The following is a 17,771-nucleotide window of genomic DNA, read 5'->3' on the forward strand; positions in this document are numbered from 1 at the left end:
TGGGTTCCGGAAACCGGCGGCGCCAACTCGCACGGACGCCACGGTGATTGACACGCCCCTCTCGGGACCCTAGCTTGAGCCGGGTTAGTAAAGTTTCCTAACTTTACGAGCCTGGAGACCATCGTGTTCCCTCGCCCCGCCCCCGGACACCGCCTCGCCACCGCCGCCGTGGCCCTGGGCCTGCTCTGTTCACTCAACACGAGCGCCTGGGCCGGCGCCAGGAACCCGGCCGGGGCCACCCCCGAATCCCCCTCGCACGGCCACCCCCGGGTCACCCGGGTGCCGTCCGCCGCGGGCTCCGCCACCCCCCTGTCGGGCTACGCGATCCGGTCGACGGCCGACGTGGGCGACTCCGCGACAGCGGTCTCCTCCCCCGGCTACCCGGCGAAGGGCTGGTATCCGGCGGGCCCCCGCTCCACGGTGCTGGCCGCACTGCTCGCCGACGGCGTGTACGACGACCCGTTCGTCTCCACCAACCTCCAGAAGATCCCCAAGTCGCCCTTCCAGGTCCCGTGGTGGTACCGCAGCGACTTCACGGTCACGGACCCCTCCCACCGCACCTATCTGGACTTCAGCGGGGTGATCTCGGCGGCCGACGTGTACGTCAACGGCCACCGGGTCGCCACCACCGACGAGGTCACCGGCGCCTACACCCACCACGAACTGGACGTCACCTCCCTGGTGACGTCCGGCACGAACACGGTCGCCTTCCGCATCCAGCCGAACAACCCGAACAAGAACCTCACCATGGGCTGGCTCGACTGGCTCCAGCCGCCGCCCGACCAGAACATGGGCATCGTCCGTGACGTCCTGGTCCGGCGCGGCGGCCCGGTCGCGCTGCGCGACGCGCATGTCGTCACGAAGCTCGCGGTGCCGTCCCTCGCGACGGCCGACCTGACCGTGAAGGCCGAGGCCCGCAACGACTCGGACACGCCGGTCACCGCCGAGGTCTCCGGCACCGTCGCCGGGGTCACCCTCACCCGGTCGGTCGAACTCGCCGCCCACCAGGCCAGGACCGTCACCTTCACCCCCACCGACACCCCCGGTCTGCACCTGACCTCCCCGAAGGTGTGGTGGCCCGCGGGCATGGGCGGCCAGCCGCTCTACGACCTCGACCTCACCGCGTGCGTCGCCGGCACGGCCTCGGACACCGCCCACGAGAGCTTCGGCGTCCGGGACGTGCGGGCCCCGCTCAACTCCGACGGCGCCCGCCAGTACTCGATCAACGGCCGCCGGCTGCTCGTCAAGGGCGGCGGCTGGTCACCGGACGAGTTCCTGCGCTGGGACCGCACCTACGTCGAGGACCGCCTCAAGTACGCCCTCGACCTGGGCCTGAACACCATCCGCCTGGAAGGCCACATCGAGCCCGACGAGTTCTTCGGCCTCGCCGACCGCCTCGGCGTCCTCACCCTCCCCGGCTGGGAGTGCTGCGACAAGTGGGAGGGACAGACCAACCCCGGCGAGAGCGGCGAGAAGTGGACCGCCGCCGACTACTCGGTCGCCCAGGCCTCGATGGCCGCCGAGGCCGCCCGGCTGCGTGACCACCCGAGCGTGATCTCCTTCCTGATCGGCAGCGACGCCGCGCCCGACGCGAAGATCGAGAAGAACTACCTGGACGCCCTGAACGCCGCCGACTGGGCCGTCCCCGTGGTCCCCGCCGCCTCCGCCAAGTCGGCTCCCCAGCTGGGCAGTTCGGGCATGAAGATGACCGGACCCTACGACTGGGTCCCGCCGGGCTACTGGTACGCCAAGCGGGAGGGCGGCGCCACCGGCTTCAACTCCGAGACCAGCGCGGGCCCGGACATCCCCACCCTCGACACCCTGCGCCGGATGATGACCCCGGCCGAACTCGACACCCTCTGGAAGAACCCGGACGCCAAGCAGTACCACCGCTCCCCGTCCGCGACCTTCGGCACCCTGAAGATCTACGACGCCGCCCTCACCGGCCGCTACGGCGCCCCGAAGAGCCTCCCCGACTACGTCAGGAAGGCCCAGCTCGCCCAGTACGAGAACGTCCGCGCCCAGTACGAGGCGTACGGGCGCAACCAGACCGACGCCTCGAAACCGTCCACCGGGGTCGTGTACTGGATGTTCAACAGCGGCTGGACGTCCCTGCACTGGCAGCTGATGGACCGTTACCTCGACCAGGGCGGCGCCTACTTCGGCGCGAAGAAGGCGAACGAGCCCCTGCACGTCCAGTACTCCTACGACGACCGCTCGGTCGTCGTGGTGGGCAACCGGACCGCCCCGGCCTCCCGGCTCACGGTTCGGGCCACCCTCTTCAACCCCGACGGCACCCAGAAGTACGACCAGACCGTCAGCGGCGTCTCGGTCGGGGGCGACGGGGCGCGCACCACCGCGCTCACCCTGCCGGCGTCGGTGAGCGGACTGTCGTCCACCTATCTGGCCCGGCTGACCCTCACCGATGCCGACGGCAGGGAGGTGAGCCGCAACGTCTACTGGCTCTCGACCAAGTCGGACACCCTCGACTGGGCGAAGACCGACTGGTACTACACCCCCACGACGAGCTACGCGGACCTCACGGGGCTGTCGTCCATGGCCCAGGTCCCGGTGACGGCGACGGCGTCGACGACGGAGGCCGACGGCGCCTCGACCACGACGGTCACCGTCCGCAACACGGGCACCGGCAAGACGCCGGCTCTGCTGACGGACGTCCATCTGGTCGATGCGAACGGCAAGCCCGTGCTGCCGGTCCGGTGGTCGGACAACGAGGTCAGCCTGTGGCCGGGCGAGTCGGCGACCCTGACGGCCACCTACCGCACCGCCGACCTGCACGGCTCGGTGCCGCAGGTACGGGTGTCCGGCTGGAACGCGGTGGAGCGGACGGTTCCGGCGGGCCTGCCGGAACCGTCCGTCCCGCTCAGCTCACGTTGAGCGCGGTGTCGTCGATGACGAAGGACGTCTGGAGGGTCGAGCCCTCGACACCGGTGAACTTGATGGTGGCCGTGGTGCCGGCCAGGGAGGAGACGTCGAAGCTCTTGAGGACGTATCCGGAGGCCGCGTTGAGGTTGGAGTACGTGGCCAGGGTGGTGGATCCGGCGGTGACCGTCAGCTTGTCGTAGGCGGTGCTGGTGGTGGTCTCCGCGGTGTCGATGTGCAGATAGAAGCTGAGCGTCGCGGAGCAGCCGGACGGAATGGTCACCGACTGGGACAGCGTGTCGGTGTGCGCGGATCCGTAGCCGTCGAGCCAGGCCTTGTAGGAGCCGGTGCGGGCCGCCTCGCTGCTGGAGCTGGTGATGACCCCGCTGCTGGCGGTCCAGGTGGTGTTGCCGGACTCGAAGCCGGGGTTGCCGAGGAGCTGCGCGGAGGTGCAGGTGCCGCCGCCACCCCCTCCGCCACCGCTGCTGCCGCTGCTCGCGCCGGTCAGCCAGGCGGTGGCGTTGAGGGCGAGGGCCGCGTTGGTGGCGCCGGAGTCGTTCCAGCCGTCGTACAGCGTGTTGCCGGACTGGCCGGTGCCGTCGTCGATCGGGGAGCTGTCGCCCCAGAAGGCGACCCGCCCGCTGCCGAAGGTGCTGGTGGCGAAGAAGGCGCCGGTGTTGCCGGAGTAACCGCTGCGGTACACCAGGCCCTTGACGGCCGAGTTGTCGGCGGGCTTGAGAGTGGCGGTCGTGCCGTCGGCGATCAGGCTCTTGGTGACGGTTCCGTAGGCGCCGTTCAGGACCGGGTCGCTGCTGTCGCTGATCGCGGCCGGGTAGCCGGAGCTGATGTCGAGGGTGTCGATCGAGAAGCCGAACGGGTCGGTCGAGTCGACGCTGTTGTTGGTCATCAGGTCGTTGAGGATCTCGACCGCGTCGTAACCGTCGCTGTTGCGGTCGGCGCCGGTGTGGTCGGAGATCATGAACAGACCGCCGCCGTTGTTCACGAAGTTCATGATCGCCGTCTTCTCGGCGGTCGTGAACAGCGTGTTGGGCTCGGGCAGCACCAGCGCGTCGAAGTTCGACAGGTCGGTCGTCGACGAACCACCGTACGTCAGCGCGCTGGTGGCCGTCTTCATGCTGTAGCTGCCGGTCTTCTGGAGGTCGACGCCCCACGAGGAGAGCGCGCCGGTCCAGTCGGTCTCCGAGGACGGGGAGGAGTCCTGGGAGAGCGGGTCGGGCTTGCTGGTCGAGATGATCCAGTCCGCGTTGCCCGCCTCCTCGGCGTGGCCGTCGTCGAACAGGACCCGGTAGGTGGTGGCTGCGTGGGCGGGGGTGGCGGCGGTGCCGACCTGGAGGGCGGCTCCGGTGACGAGCAGTGCGAACCCGGCCAGGGCGGTGGTGAGTCTGTGGCGGGATCTGCTGGATCCAAGCATCCGGCGAACCTCCATGAGGGGTGGGGTAGAGGCGGTGCGGGCGCCAACTCTGCGCGCGTAGAACCTGCTTGAGATTTCTACACGCGTCGACTCATTGAAAGGTACATGGCATGTCCGACCGGTGAACAGAAAACCGCTGTAACAACCGGACGGGACTGGGTCCCGGATGAGCGGGCAGATTGGACTTCAGCGGGGTACCGACGAAGAGGGGCGGACATGGAGATCTCGGGCATCATCAGTGCCATCATCGGTGTACTGGGGCGCCTGGTCGTCCCCGGTCGCCAGCACATCGGCCTGCTGTGGACCATCGTCGTCGGCATCGTGGCGGCGCTGCTGGGCTCGGCCATCGCGGCCGGCTTCGGCGTGGCCGACACCAAGGGCCCCGACTGGATCGAGTGGTTCATCCAGATCGCCCTGGCCGCATTCGGCGTATCGGCCCTGGACCGAGCCAAGTCACGCCGGTAGGCGCCACACCCGGCCCGCACACGGCCCGCACACGGCCTAGGACGCGAAGACGTACGGCGTAGTCGTACTCAACACATGAAACCCGAGCCGTTCGAGAATCGGCCGGCTCATCGCGGACGCATCCACCTGCAGATACCGATATCCGTGGTCCGCGGCGACACGCGCGCGGTGAGCGACCAGGGCGCGGTACACCCCCCGCCCCCGCCACCCCTCCACCGTGCCGCCGCCCCACAGCCCGGCGAACCGCGTCCCCGGCACCAGCTCCATCCGCGCGGCGCTCACCGGCTCGTCCCCGGCCAGCGCCACGACGGCGACGACGTTGTCGGGCTGCTCGGCCAGCTGCGCCAGCAACCGGTGCCGCAGCCGGGATCCGTCCGTGCCGAAGGCCTTCTCGTGCACGTCGACCACGAGATCGACGCCCGCCGCGTCCACCGCGGGCACCACCCGCACGCCCTCCGGGAGTTCGGCGTCGAGGCCCAGCCCGCCGACCTCGGCGACCATCAGCGCCTCCTCCGGTTCCGGCCGGAACCCGGCCGCGACGAGCCGGGCGCCGAGGTCCCCCGGGAGGTCGTGCCCGTAGAGCTTCCACTCGAACTCGTGCCCGAGGCCCCGGAAGAAGTCGATCTGCTCGGCGATCGCACGGTCCGCGGTCGTCTCGTCCAGCGCCGACCAGAGGACCCCGTTCCAGCCTTCGGCGTCCGCGGCCTGTCGCACCACTGCGCCGACCCGTTCGACGCGCGCGCCGGGGCCGTCGGGCCGGGCGCCCTCGCGGATGTCACGGTCGTAGCGGGCGAGCACCTCTTGATGATCCATCCGAGCACTTCAGCATCCGTGCCCGGCGGCGGCAACGCATTTACCCGCGCTCGGCCCGGCACGTCCGCCCGGCGGCGGGTCAGCCGAGTTCGAGCGTCGTCACCCCGAAGACCCGCTCGCGGGCGTGGTCGCGGACCGGGCCCGTGTACATGCGGGCGGTCTCGAAGGAGGGGGTGAGACCGGCAGTCTCGGCGAGGGCGACGGCCGCCGTGCTGGTCTCCGGGACGTCGATGGCGACGGGGGCGCCGGCCGCCTCGGCGGTGAGCGCGGCGAACAGGGCGCGGGCGTCGTCGGCGGTGTCGGCGAAGAGGGGGCCGATGCGCAGGGTGTCGCGGCCGGGGCGGAGCACGCCGTAGCCGGTGACGCGGTCGCCGTCGTGGCGGACGACCGCGTGGTGGCCGGCGCCGGTCAGCCAGGCGGCGAGGAAGCGCGGCCGGTCGGCCGGGTAGCAGGCGCTGTCGTACGCCGTGAGGGCCGCCAGGTCGGCGGGGCGGGCGGGGCGGACGCCGGCCGGGACCTCGGAGTCGGGGGCCTCGCCCGTGAACCGGACGGTGCGGTGGGCGAGTTCGAAGCCGGACTGGCGGTAGTTGTCCTGCTGGGCCACCACGCCGTCCAGGCCGACCGTGCGGGTGCCCGCGTGGGCCAGGGCGGTCTTCCAGGTGGTGAAGCCGTGGCCGCGGCCGCGCAGGTCGGGGCGGACCAGGTAGCAGCCGAGGAAGGCGTAGTCGGCGCCGTAGGTGACCACGGAGACGGCCGACACCGGTTCCCCGTCGATCCGGCCGATGAAGAACCCCTCGGGGTCCTGGGCGAAGAAGGCGGGGCCGTCCGAGAGACCGGGGTTCCAGCCCTCGCCCGCCGCCCAGCCGCTGATCACCGGCCAGTCGTCGAGCGTGGCCTGGGTGACGACGAGGTCCTGGGGGGCCGGGGAGGTCATCGATACGGTCCATTCCGTGGCGGGTCGGGCGGGCACGTGGTGCGGTGACCGGCACCGCGCCCGCAGCATCCTTCCCGATCACCGGGCGCCGCGTCACGCCGGGATCAAGCCGCCGAGTGCCCAACACACCTTTCCGGCCCGCGTGTTGGGCACTCGGCCGCGAGGGGGCGGTGCGTCCCGGCACGACGCAGGCCCCACCGGTCGGGTCCGGTGGGGCCTGCGGATGCGCGGCGCGTCGGCCCGCCCCGCTGTCCGGGGCGGACGGTCAGTTCGTCCGGCCGGGGCGGAACCGCCGGTGCAGCGCGGTGCCGGCGAGCAGCAGCGCCGCACTGCCCGCGACGGCCGCACCCGTCAGGTCCGTACCGGTGTGGGCGAGGGTGCCCGCCGGGGCCGGCGGAACGGCGGGGTGGTCCGTCCTGGGGCCGGGGTGGTGCTTGACCGGCGGCGGCGCGGTCGGCGGCTCCGGGGCGGGCGGCTGGGTCTTCGGCGGCTCCGGGGCGGGGGGCTCCGGCGGGCTCGGGTGGTCGCCGGAGGTGTTCACCGAGGTGTTGCCGATGGCCGGGTTCAGGACGCCGACCACGTTGACGCTGTTGCCGCTGACGTTCACCGGGAGATCGACCGGCAACTGGATGCCGTTGCCGGAGATCACCCCGGGCGAGTCCTTCTCCGTGCCCTGCGCGGACGCACCGCCGGACGTGGCCGAGCCGCCGGGCGCGCCATGGCCGCCGCCCTCGTTGGCGCAGGTGTTGCCCGCCGCCGGGTTGAGCAGCCCCACCACGTTCACGGTGTTCCCGCACACGTTGACCGGGAGGTGGACCGGCAACTGGATGCCGTTGCCGGAGATCACCCCGGGCGAACCGGCCGCGGTGCCGTTCGCGCCCGCGTCGGCCCAGGAGGGGACCGCCACGGCCATCGCACCGGAGGCGGCGGCGACGGCGATCACACCGTTTCGGGTAACCCGTTTCATAGGTTCCCTGCCTTCCAGACATGATTGCGGGCGCTCGCCCGCAACGGTTAAAACGCAGACGAACCATCCGAGTTATGGCTTATCCCTCTTTCACCCCATTGAGTGACACTGGTATCGAACCAGTGGCAAAAATATGCAAGGGGCCTGGAAGCGGGTGATCGCGCGGAGAATACGGCCTCCCGGCCCGCCCCGCTCGCCGGGAGGCGTGGTCCCGGGAGCCCGCTTATGGTGAGCGAAAGCCCTGTTTCCGGTCCGTCACGGAGCGTCCCTGGAGGCTCTCGATGCCTGCCGTGCCCCGTACCCGGCCCGCCCTGCGGCGCTGCGCCGGCGCCGGAGCCGTCGCGCTGGCGCTGCTCGGCGCGGGGCTCCCCTTGCCCGCGGCGGCCGAGGCGGCGGGGAGCAAGGAGCCCGACCTGACCCGGTTCTACGGGCAGAAGGTCCGGTGGGCGGCGTGCAAGGACCAGGAGCTGCCCAAGGACATGCAGTGCGGCAGGGTCACCGTCCCCCTCGACTACGCGCGGCCGGCCGCGGGCACCCTCGATCTGGCGCTCTCCCGCTACCGGGCGACCGGAAAGTCCCGGGGTTCGGTGCTGCTGAACTTCGGCGGCCCGGGTGGCTCGGGCGTCAGCCAGCTCGGCATCGCCGGCAAGGACTACATGGACCTCACCAACGGCTACGACGTGGTCGGCTTCGATCCGCGCGGAGTGGGCCGCTCCTCCCCCGTGAGCTGCGGCGACGAGACGGGCGGGCCCTCGGACGGCGACAGCTCGGACAAGCCCCCGGACGTCGCCCATCCGCAGGCCCTGATGAAGGCGCTGAAGCGGCTGACGGTCCGGTGCACCGAGCACTCCGGGCCCGTGCTGTCCCACATAGGCACCGTGAACGCCTCCCGGGACCTGGACGTCATCCGGCAGGCGCTCGGCGACGACAAGCTGAACTACCTGGGCTTCTCCTACGGCACCAAGCTCGGCGCGGTGTACGCGGCGCAGTTCCCGCACAAGGTGGGCCGGATGGCCCTGGACGGCGTGGACACGCTGACCGAGTCGCTGGCCGAGCAGGGGGTGGCCGGTGCCCGGGGGCAGCAGACGGCGCTGGACGACTTCCTGGACTGGTGCGTCACCGACCTGGGGTGCCCGTTCGGGCAGGACCGGCGCAAGGCCGGGGACGCGGTCGTCCGGCTGATCCGCTCGCTGGACGAGAACCCGGTGCCGTCCGACTTCGGCGGCGCGTTCTCCGGTCAGGACCTGGTGGACGCCCTCGGGGAGGGGCTGTACAGCAGGGACCTGTGGTCGCAACTGGCGCGGGCGCTGTCCTCGCTCACCGATGACGGGGACACCCGGGGGGTGCAGAACTTCGCGTCCGGCGGCTATGCCGTCCCGTCCGGGACGAAACCGGGCGGCGGGCTGGTCGACAGCGCGGACATCCCCAGCGACAACCTGTCGGCGGCCCTGATGGCGATCAACTGCGCCGACGACCCCGACCGGCCGAGCGCCGCGCGGCTCGCCGGGGACGTCGCCCGGCTGAAGAAGGAGTACGAGCAGGCGTCCCCGGTGTTCGGCCGGTTCCGGCTCACCCAGGTGCTGCTCTGCTACGGCCGGCCGCGCGGCACGGACTTCATCCGTGAGCAGGTGAAGGACGTGCCCTCCGCGCCGATCCTGCTGGTCGGCACCCGCGGCGACCCGGCGACGCCGTACAGCTGGGCGGTCGAGACGGCGAAGCGGCTCGGGCCGTCGGCCGTGGTCCTGGACAACCGGGGTGACGGGCACACCGGGTACACGTCCTCCCGGTGCGTGCACGGCAAGGTCGACGACTATCTGCTGTACGGCACACTGCCGCCCGACGGCAGCTCGTGCCCGGCGGACGGCGACGGCCGCGGGGCCGTCGCCGACGCGTCGGACGCGGGCTGAGCGGGCTCAGGCGAGGGTGAGTTCCGGGGCGTAGAGGTCGATCCACCGGGCCAGGTCGAGGGTGCGTTCCAGTCCGCGCCGGGCGGCCTGGTTGGTCAGCTCGGGCCGGTTCGCGGCCCGCCGCGCCTTCTCGTGGTCCACGAGGTCGAAGACCCGGTGGCCGGGACGGGCCAGCAGGTCCTTGACCTGCTCCTGGAGGGCCTTGCCGTAGGCCGGGTCCTGGGTGGACGGGTAGGGACTCTTGACCCGGTCGTACACCGACTGCGGCAGGACGTCCCGGGTCGCCTCGCGCAGCAGGGTCTTCTCGCGGCCGTCGAAGGACTTCAGGGCCCAGGGCGCGTTGTAGACGTACTCGACGAGCCGGTGGTCGCAGAACGGCACCCGGACCTCCAGGCCCACGGCCATGCTCATCCGGTCCTTGCGGTCCAGCAGGGCGCGCACGAAGCGGGTGAGGTGCAGATGGCTCATCCGGCGCATGCGGAACTCGAAGTCGCTCTCGCCGGTGAGGCGCTGGATGCCGGTGACGGCGGAGTGGTAGGAGTCGGCGACGTAGGTCTCCAGGTCGAGGGACTTGACGAGGTCCGCGCGCAGGACGTCGGAGTCGTCGCCGAAGTGCCGGGCGAACTGGAAGAGCCAGGGGAAGGTGTCGGCGGTGCGGGCGCCCTCGTCGAAGAACTGCAGGTAGCCGCCGAACACCTCGTCGGCGGACTCCCCGGACAGCGCGACGGTGGACTGGTCGCGGACGGCCTTGAACAGCAGCAGGAGCGAGGCGTCCATGTCGCCGAACCCGGCCGGCAGGTCGCGGGCCCGGATCACGCGTTCGCGGACGGCGGGGTCGGCGAGGCTGCCCGCGTCGAGGACGATGTCCTGGTGGTCGGTGCGGGCGAGCCGGGCCACGTCGTGCACGAAGGGGGTGTCCGGGGTGCCCCGCAGCTCGTCGGCGACGAAGTTCTCGGTCTGGCCGACGAAGTCGACGGCGAAGCTGCGGACCTTCTCGCCCTGGGCGGCGAGTTGCCGGGCGGCGAGCGCGGTCATCGCGGAGGAGTCGAGGCCGCCGGAGAGCAGGGTGCAGCGGGGCACGTCGGCGACCAGCTGGCGGCGCACGATGTCGTCGAGGAGTTCGCGGACGGTGGCGACGGTGGTGTCGCGGTCGTCGGGGTGCGGGCGGGTCTCCAGCCGCCAGTAGGCCCGGGTGCGCAGGCCGTGGCGGTCGACGGTGACGACGGTGCCGGGCTCGACCTCGCGCATGCCCTCCCACACGGCGTGGCCGGGGGTCTTGACCATGGTGAACAGCTCGCGCAGGCCGTCCAGGCCGACCCGGGGGCGGACCAGCGGGTTGGCCAGGATCGCCTTGGGTTCGGAGCCGAACAGGACGCCGTCGGGGGTCGGATACAGGTAGAAGGGCTTGATGCCCATGCGGTCGCGGATCATCACGAGCTTGTCGTGGCGGCCGTCCCAGACGGCGAAGGCGTACATGCCGTTGAGCCGCTCGGCGACCGTGTCGCCCCACTCCACATAGCCGCGGAGCACCACCTCGGTGTCCGAGTCGGTGGTGAACTCGTGGCCGCGGTCCGTGAGTTCACGGCGCAGTTCGGTGAAGTTGTAGGCCTCGCCGGAGTAGACCATGGCGACGGTGCCGTCCGGGGTGCGGACCGTCATGGGCTGGCGGCCGCCGGGCAGGTCGATGATCGCGAGCCGGCGGTGGCCGAGGGCCGCGGGGCCCTCGCTCCAGGTGCCCCGGTCGTCGGGACCGCGGCAGGCCATCGTCTCCGTCATTGCATCCAATGCGCGCGTCTCGGTGGTGAGGTCACGGTCGAAGGAGACCCAGCCGGTGATGCCACACATGCGTTACCTCCTGCTGCCGGTCAGCCGGGCATGCCGCGCCACCTGCGGTTCCACGACGGAGGCGATTGCCCGAGCGAACCACTTGTATTCAGCATCTATATAACGAGCGTGCGCCCGGTACCCCGGCCGGTCAACCTGGCCGTAACACGGACGGCCGCACCGGCTCCCGCTTTCGGTCGTGCTTTGCCCGTGCGAGGGCCGCGAACCCGCCCCACTGCGGGCCCGGCCCGCCCGGAACAGGCCAAGCGCAAAAAGTTCCCCAAGCGGACCGGCGCCGGGCTCCTCGCCCGACGCCGGTCACCTGGTGCTGCCGCCGCCTCGCGCTACGGCTTCCCACCCACGAACCGCTCCACCGCCGCCGTCAGCTCGGCGGGCCGCTCCACCGGCAGCTCATGGCCCGCGTCGATGATCCGGACCTCCGCGTCCGGGTAGGCCTTGGCCATCCGCAGCATCTGCCGCACCGGCAGCTGGATGTCGTGGTAGCCGTGCACCATCAGGGTGGGCGCGTCGATCTCGCCGGCCCGGTCGAGGACGTCGAAGGCCCGCATGGCGCCGTAGAGCGTCATCACGACCTCGCGCGGGGTACCGGCGGAGGACCGGACGTACTCACGGATCCGCTCCTTGGGGTACCCCGGGGCGAAGGCCCGCTGGATGTTGGTGGCGACGAAGAGCTTGTACGGCACCAGGGTGGAGGCCGCCATCAGCAGTCCCCGGCCGCGGCTGTACGTCATCCGGCCGATGGAGTTGACCAGGACCATCCGCTCGACCCGCGCGGGGTGGGCGAGCGCGAGGGTCTGGGAGATCATGCCGCCCATGGAGTGGCCGACGGGGACGAACCGGTCCACCTCCAGGTGATCGAGGAGGGCGACGACGTCCTCGGCCAGCTCGGCGACGGTCTTCACCCCGGCTCCGGTGCTCTCGCCGTGGCCGCGCAGGTCGAGGCGGATCACCCGGCGGTCCGCGGCGAAGTGGGCCAGCTGGTGGTCCCAGCGGTGCCGGTTCGCGGTCCAGCCGTGGATGAACACCAGGGGCGCGGCGGCGCCGTCGCGGGGGCCCTCGTCGTCGTACGCCAGCGTCGCTCCGGCGACTTCGAGCTGCGGCATGGGGGCCTCCTGGGGCGTGATCCGGTTACTGCCGGGTACGGTAACCGGCGCCCTGGTCCGGCGTCATCGGGAAGTCGGCCTCAACACGGTTACAGCGTGCGCCTGATGGCCCGCACGGCGGACTCGGCGTCGTCCGCGTCGCCGGCCGAGACCGCGAGGCGCGCGAAGGGCGCGGACCTCGCCAGGTCGACCAGGACGACCGGGCCGTGTTCATGGACGGCGACGAAGTCCCGCCCGCCGGGGTACTCCCACGCGCCCACGCAGAACCGGTCCGGGAGCCAGTGGCCGTGGTGGTGCGCCTCACCGCGCAGCACCCGCCACCAGTCGGGCTCCACCGAGGCCCCGCGCACCTGCGCGAGCGGCACCCGGATCCGGCTCCGGCGGGCCAGGAGCTTCTCCGGGCCGCTCAGGCGGACGACGACCTCGTCCTCGTCGACGGTCAGCCGGGCCATCGCACCCACCTCCTCCATCCAGGGGAGGTTTACCCCAAATGCCGTAATCGCGAATCCGCCCTATGGTGCTGATATGGAGCACGCACTCAGTCCCACGACCCTCGCCGAGCTGCGCCGCCCGCGTCCCTACCCCGCCGTCTCCGTGCTGACGCCGACGCACCGCCGCGAGCCCGACAACGCCCAGGATTCCGTCCGGCTGCGCAATGTCGTGGCCGAGGCGAAGAAACAGCTGGAGAACGATCCCTCGGTCACCCGGGAGCGGCGTTCCGACGTGTTCAGGCAGCTCGACCAGGCGCTGGCCGAGGTCGATCTGACCTACACCGAGGACGGTCTGGTGATCTTCGCCGCGCCCGGCGAGCACCAGGTGTGGTCCCTGGCCCGCAGTGTCCCGGAGCGCGTGGTGCTCGCGGACACCTTCCTGACCCGCAACCTGGTCTCGGCGCACGCCGCCGAGCGCCCGTTCTGGGTGCTGTCGCTCTCGGCCGACCGCGTCACGCTGTGGAACGGCGGCATCGACCGGGTGGCCGAGAGCCGGGCCGGCGGTTTCCCGCAGACCCGCAGCCGGCAGAACTTCGACGCCGAGCGCCGGGAGCAGATCGGCGACATGCCGAGCACCTTCCGCGACGAGGACACCAAGCACTTCCTGCGGGACGCGAACACCGCGATGGCCGCGCTGCTGCGCGAGGATCCGCGACCGCTGTACGTCACCGGCGAACAGGCCGCCCTCTCCCTGTGGGAGGAACTGGGCAACGTCGCCCGGCAGAGCATCCCGGTGCAGCACGGCGGGCTCTCGCACGCCGGTCCGGAGGCCGTGTGGCAGGCGATCCGGCCGCTGCTGGCCGCGGAGTCGCGCCGCAGCACCGCGTCGGTGACCCGGGAGCTGGAGTCCGCGCGCGGCCACAGGACGTTCGCGGCCGGCGTCGACGAGGTCTGGCAGAACGCCCGTGAGGGCCGGGTCCGGCTCCTCGCCGTCGAGGAGAACTACCGCACCACGGTCCGCGACGACGGCGACCATCTGATCCCGGCGGACGGCGGCGACCTCGACTCCCGCGACGACATCGTGGACGAGATCGTCGAGCAGTGTCTGGAGACCGGCGCCGAGGTCCGCTTCGTCCCGGACGGCACCCTCGGCGACGAGAGCGGCATCGCCGGCGTGCTGCGGTACTGACGAGCCCCCTCTCCCGGCCGACGACTAGGCTCGATGCCGGTGATCGTCGGCCGAGAGGGAGTGTGGGCGTGGCAGAGCTGCTGGGCGTCGCGGTACTGGGTGCCGGACACATGGGGGCCGACCACATACGACGGCTCGCCCAGGTGGTGAGCGGTGCGCGGGTGGCGGCCGTCGCCGACCCTGACCTGGACCGCGCCAAGGAGGCGGTGGGCGGTCTGGACGACGTCTCCGTCCACGCGGATCCGCTGGCCGCCCTGGCCGCGCCCGGTGTGGAGGCCGTGCTGATCGCCTCCCCCGGCCCGGCGCACGAGGAGCCGCTGCTCGCGGCCTTCGAGCGCGGGCTGCCGGTCATGTGCGAGAAGCCCATGGTGCCGGACTCCACAGGAGCCCTCCGGGTGGTGGAGGCCGAAGCCAGGCGGGGACGCAGGCTGGCGCAGATCGGGTTCATGCGCCGCTACGACGTCGAGTACCGGCGTCTGAAGACCCTGCTGGACGGCGGTGGTCTGGGCCGCCCGCTGATGCTGCACTGCACGCACCGCAACGTCTCCTCGCCGCCCGGCTTCACCAGCGCGATGCTCATCGACAGCTCGGTGTCGCACGAGATCGACGCGGCCCGCTGGCTGCTCGGCCAGGAGCTGACCGCGGTGACCGTGCTGCGGCCGGTGCCCTCCTCGGGCGCGCCCGAGGGGCTGCTCGACCCGCAGCTGGTGCTCTTCGAGACCGACGGCGGCGCCCTCGTCGACGTCGAGGTCTTCGTCAACAGCGGCTTCGGCTACCAGGTGCGGTGCGAGGCCGTGTGCGAGAAGGGCAGCGCCCGGATCGGCGAGGACCGCACCATGCTGGTCACCACGGCCGACGGCGCCCGCGAGGAGGTGGCCCAGGACTATCTGGTGCGGTTCGCCGACGCCTACGACCGCGAGGTGCAGGCCTGGGTGGACGCCACCCGGCAGGGCCGGGTCACCGGAGCGAGCGCCTGGGACGGCTACGCCTCCTCCGTGGTGGCCGAGGCCGGGGTCCGGGCGCTGGAGTCCGGCGGCCGTACGACCGTCGAACTCGCCCCGCGCCCGGACCTGTACGCCGGGGACGTCAGCCGCTGACGCTCGCGGCGCCCGTCTCCAGGTGTCCGGTGAACCGGCGCGACCAGGTCGCGTCGGAGTCCACCGTCACGGTGAAGTCGTACCAACCGCCCTGGTAGGCGACGGCGTTGAAGTAGTCCTCGGTCGAGGCACCGGTGGCGACCGTGTACGTCCAGGGGCCGTCGGTGCGGTAGTTGTTCGAGGTGATGGTGAACTTCACCGACGCGGAGCCGGTGTTGGACATCTTGAACCAGACGGCGAGCTTGCCGGTGCCGGGCTCCACGGCGTAACGGACGCTCACCTCGGCCGACTTGCCGGCCTTGGTGGCGTCGCCCTGGAAGCGGCGCAGGAAGCGGTTGGGGCCGGTCATGGTCAGGTCGTACTTGCCGGAGCCGTACCCGGTGCCGATGTTGAAGTAGTCCGAGGCCGTGCCGCCCGCGTCGACCGTGTACTGCCAGGGCGTGGTGTCGCGGTAGGCGTTCGGGTGGATGGAGAAGTGGGCGGACCGGGCCGCCGGGCTGCCCTGGTTGGCCATGGTGAACCAGGCGAGGATCTTGCCGGCGCTCCCGAACTCCAGGTGGTCCAGGTAGCCGTTGGGCTGGTAGGGCAGCGCACGGGCCGGACGGGTGCCGGACTCCTGGGCGGGCAGGGCGTTGTCCGTGGGGACCGGGTTGGGCAGCGGGCCGCAGGTGGAGTAGCCGATGACGCCGGTCGCGGGCAGGGAGACGGCGCCGTGGACCGGGTGGGCGAAGTCGAAGACACCGGTCAGGTCGCCGCTCACCGCGCGCCGCCAGGCGCTGATGTTGGGGCAGTTGGCGGGCTTGCCGAGGGCCGCGGTCCAGGTCTCCAGGAAGCGCAGCACCGAGGTGTGCTCGAAGACCTCCGAGGAGACCCAGCCGCCGCGCGTCCAGGGGGAGATGACGATCATCGGGACGCGGAAGCCGAACCCGTACGGCACGCCGTTCAGGAACTCACCGGCCGTGCCGGCGGGCGGGACCGGCGGCGGGACGTGGTCGAAGCAGCCGTCGTTCTCGTCGTAGTTGAGGAACAGGACGGTGGAGTCGAAGACGTCCTCGTCGGCGGCGAGGGCCTGGTAGACCAGGTTGACGAAGTGGGCGCCGTCGCCGGGCGGGGCGTAGGGGTGCTCGGAGAAGGCCTGGTTGGCGACCACCCAGGAGACCTGCGGGAGGGTGCCGGCGACCACGTCGGCCCGGATGGCGGCGGCGATGTCGTCGGGGGTCGAGCCGGTCACCGCGGGGACGGAGGACATGCCCCGGTCGTAGAGGGGGTTGCCGGCCTTGGCGCCCGCGAAGTTCTTGAAGTAGGCGCAGCCGTTGTCCCCGTAGTTGTCCTGGGCGTTCTGGTAGACCTTCCAGGTCACTCCGGCGTTCTGCAGCGCCTCGGCGTAGTTCTGCCAGGTCAGGCCGGACTCGTCGCCGCCGTCGTAGCTTGACGAGTCGACCTTGCCGCTCCACAGGTAGGTGCGGTTGGGGCCGGTGGCGCTGAGGGTGGAGCAGAAGTAGGCGTCGCAGATGGTGTAGTTGTCGGCGAGCGCGTAGTGGAAGGGGATGTCGGAGCGGTCCAGGTAGCCGAGGGAGCCGACGTTGCCGACGCCCGCGACCCAGTTGTCGAGGCGGCCCTTGTTCCACGCGGAGTGCTGCGAGGACCAGGAGTGCGGGAGGTCGCCGTTGCACTGGGCGAGGGTCTCGCCGTCCTTGCCGCCCGCGTCGGGGGTGGCGCTGAGCTTCCACGGGTACTGGCGGCCCGTGCCGTTCGGCTGGTTGAAGACCGGATAGCCGCCGCTCAGGGTGATGCCGCTGCGGTCCGCGAAGCCGCGGACGCCCTTGAGGCGCCCGAAGTAGTGGTCGAAGCTGCGGTTCTCCTGCATGAGGATCACCACGTGCTTGACGTCCGAGATCGTGCCGGTCGCCGTGCTCTGGGCCGCGGCCGCGGTCCGTGGGCCGGCGGCGCCCACCGCCATGCCCGCCGCCACGGAAGCGCCCAGTCCCACGAAGCCTCTTCGGCTGATCGGTGTCATTCGCCCCGTCCTCGTCACGGGTGTGCCCGTGCGGCACACCGCGCGCAAGGGTGCACGGGGCGTCCGTCAGGGTCCATACCGGCGCGGTGAGGCGGGAGTGAACAGAAGTCAAAGTGCGGGCCGGGCGGGCCCGCAGGGCCTCACACGCCGCCGAACAGCGCGCTCAGGCCCCGCTCCACGACGGCTTCGACGTCCTCCTCCCCCGGGCTCACCACCTCGTGGGTGCGCTGCAGGAAGCGGAACAGCGCCTGGGTGTCGAACTGGAGCAGCGCGAGTCCGTGCGGCGAGTGGAACTCCACGGCCGTACGGCCCCGGCCGCAGGGCCAGATGTGGACGTCACCGCGCCCGGCCGGAGTGCTGAGACCCTGGTCGAGCAGCGAGCGGGCGAAGGTCCAGGTGACCTCCTCGCCGCCGAGGGTGACCTCGGCCGGGAAGTCGACGAACACGGCCAGCGGATCACCGGACGTGTAGCGCAGCGTGGCGGGCACCGGGACCTCCTGGTCCTCGGCGGTGATCAGCCGGGCACGGGCGGGCTGCTCGAAAGTGATGTCCATGCCTGTAGGACTCCGTTCGGCCCCTCCGCATGACGCGAAATCCGGACAGAGTTGCCGCGCGTGGCCGAGACCGCGACACTGTGAACACACGCGCGTCGAACAGTCGCCCGAGCGCGACACGAACGCCCCGGTAAGGG

General features: G+C 71.6%; 14 protein-coding genes. 5 read left to right on the forward strand and 9 right to left on the reverse strand.

The window, feature by feature from the left end:
• Positions 1-123 precede the first annotated feature (123 nt).
• A complete protein-coding gene (locus ACIPSJ_RS47590; protein WP_401355873.1) occupies positions 124-2,895 on the forward strand; it encodes a glycosyl hydrolase 2 galactose-binding domain-containing protein in 2,772 nt (923 codons plus the stop codon).
• On the opposite strand, the gene ACIPSJ_RS47595 is transcribed toward ACIPSJ_RS47590, so the two are convergent.
• On the reverse strand, positions 2,882-4,312 hold the full coding sequence (locus ACIPSJ_RS47595) for a hydrolase (protein ID WP_401355875.1): 1,431 nt from the start codon (positions 4,310-4,312) through the stop codon (positions 2,882-2,884). The two genes, ACIPSJ_RS47590 and ACIPSJ_RS47595, sit on opposite strands and share 14 nt — an antisense overlap.
• Positions 4,313-4,528: 216 nt before the next feature.
• Here ACIPSJ_RS47595 and ACIPSJ_RS47600 point away from each other — a divergent pair, with 216 nt between their 5' ends.
• Positions 4,529-4,777 carry a GlsB/YeaQ/YmgE family stress response membrane protein gene (locus ACIPSJ_RS47600; protein ID WP_401355877.1) on the forward strand — a complete coding sequence of 83 codons (249 nt, stop codon included), beginning with the start codon at positions 4,529-4,531 and terminating at the stop codon, positions 4,775-4,777.
• Between the two features lie 36 nt (positions 4,778-4,813).
• Here ACIPSJ_RS47600 and ACIPSJ_RS47605 read toward each other — a convergent pair whose 3' ends face one another.
• The 3 genes from ACIPSJ_RS47605 to ACIPSJ_RS47615 form a co-directional block, all read right to left on the reverse strand.
• A complete protein-coding gene (locus ACIPSJ_RS47605) occupies positions 4,814-5,590 on the reverse strand; it encodes a GNAT family N-acetyltransferase (RefSeq protein ID WP_401355880.1) in 777 nt (258 codons plus the stop codon).
• A gap of 79 nt (positions 5,591-5,669) precedes the next feature.
• Positions 5,670-6,524, reverse strand: coding sequence for a GNAT family N-acetyltransferase (locus ACIPSJ_RS47610; protein ID WP_401355884.1), 855 nt, complete (start codon positions 6,522-6,524; stop codon positions 5,670-5,672).
• A gap of 265 nt (positions 6,525-6,789) precedes the next feature.
• Positions 6,790-7,491 carry a chaplin gene (locus ACIPSJ_RS47615; RefSeq protein ID WP_359213388.1) on the reverse strand — a complete coding sequence of 234 codons (702 nt, stop codon included), beginning with the start codon at positions 7,489-7,491 and terminating at the stop codon, positions 6,790-6,792.
• 281 nt (positions 7,492-7,772) lie between these two features.
• Between ACIPSJ_RS47615 and ACIPSJ_RS47620 the strand changes: the two genes are divergently transcribed.
• Positions 7,773-9,398: an alpha/beta hydrolase gene (locus ACIPSJ_RS47620; RefSeq protein WP_401355887.1), complete on the forward strand. Its 1,626-nt coding sequence runs from the start codon at positions 7,773-7,775 to the stop codon at positions 9,396-9,398.
• A 6-nt stretch (positions 9,399-9,404) separates the two neighbouring features.
• On the opposite strand, the gene asnB is transcribed toward ACIPSJ_RS47620, so the two are convergent.
• The 3 genes from asnB to ACIPSJ_RS47635 form a co-directional block, all read right to left on the reverse strand.
• Positions 9,405-11,243 carry an asparagine synthase (glutamine-hydrolyzing) gene (gene asnB / locus ACIPSJ_RS47625; protein WP_401355889.1) on the reverse strand — a complete coding sequence of 613 codons (1,839 nt, stop codon included), beginning with the start codon at positions 11,241-11,243 and terminating at the stop codon, positions 9,405-9,407.
• A 323-nt stretch (positions 11,244-11,566) separates the two neighbouring features.
• Positions 11,567-12,346 (reverse strand): alpha/beta fold hydrolase, encoded by a 780-nt coding sequence (locus tag ACIPSJ_RS47630; RefSeq protein WP_401355891.1) that lies wholly within the window; start codon positions 12,344-12,346, stop codon positions 11,567-11,569.
• A gap of 89 nt (positions 12,347-12,435) precedes the next feature.
• Positions 12,436-12,816 (reverse strand): hypothetical protein, encoded by a 381-nt coding sequence (locus ACIPSJ_RS47635; RefSeq protein WP_359213399.1) that lies wholly within the window; start codon positions 12,814-12,816, stop codon positions 12,436-12,438.
• Positions 12,817-12,871: 55 nt separating this feature from the next.
• Between ACIPSJ_RS47635 and ACIPSJ_RS47640 the strand changes: the two genes are divergently transcribed.
• Positions 12,872-13,966, forward strand: coding sequence for a chemotaxis protein (locus tag ACIPSJ_RS47640; RefSeq protein WP_359213402.1), 1,095 nt, complete (start codon positions 12,872-12,874; stop codon positions 13,964-13,966).
• Positions 13,967-14,034: 68 nt separating this feature from the next.
• A complete protein-coding gene (locus tag ACIPSJ_RS47645) occupies positions 14,035-15,063 on the forward strand; it encodes a Gfo/Idh/MocA family protein (protein ID WP_401355895.1) in 1,029 nt (342 codons plus the stop codon).
• Here ACIPSJ_RS47645 and ACIPSJ_RS47650 read toward each other — a convergent pair.
• Both ACIPSJ_RS47650 and ACIPSJ_RS47655 read right to left on the reverse strand, forming a co-directional pair.
• Positions 15,053-17,080 (reverse strand): phosphocholine-specific phospholipase C, encoded by a 2,028-nt coding sequence (locus ACIPSJ_RS47650; RefSeq protein WP_401355897.1) that lies wholly within the window; start codon positions 17,078-17,080, stop codon positions 15,053-15,055. The genes ACIPSJ_RS47645 and ACIPSJ_RS47650 overlap by 11 nt on opposite strands.
• Before the next feature lie 140 nt (positions 17,081-17,220).
• A complete protein-coding gene (locus ACIPSJ_RS47655) occupies positions 17,221-17,634 on the reverse strand; it encodes an SsgA family sporulation/cell division regulator (protein ID WP_359213410.1) in 414 nt (137 codons plus the stop codon).
• Between the last annotated feature and the right edge of the window lie 137 nt (positions 17,635-17,771).

Source organism: Streptomyces sp. NPDC090088 (genome assembly GCF_044747345.1).
GTDB lineage: Bacteria > Actinomycetota > Actinomycetes > Streptomycetales > Streptomycetaceae > Streptomyces.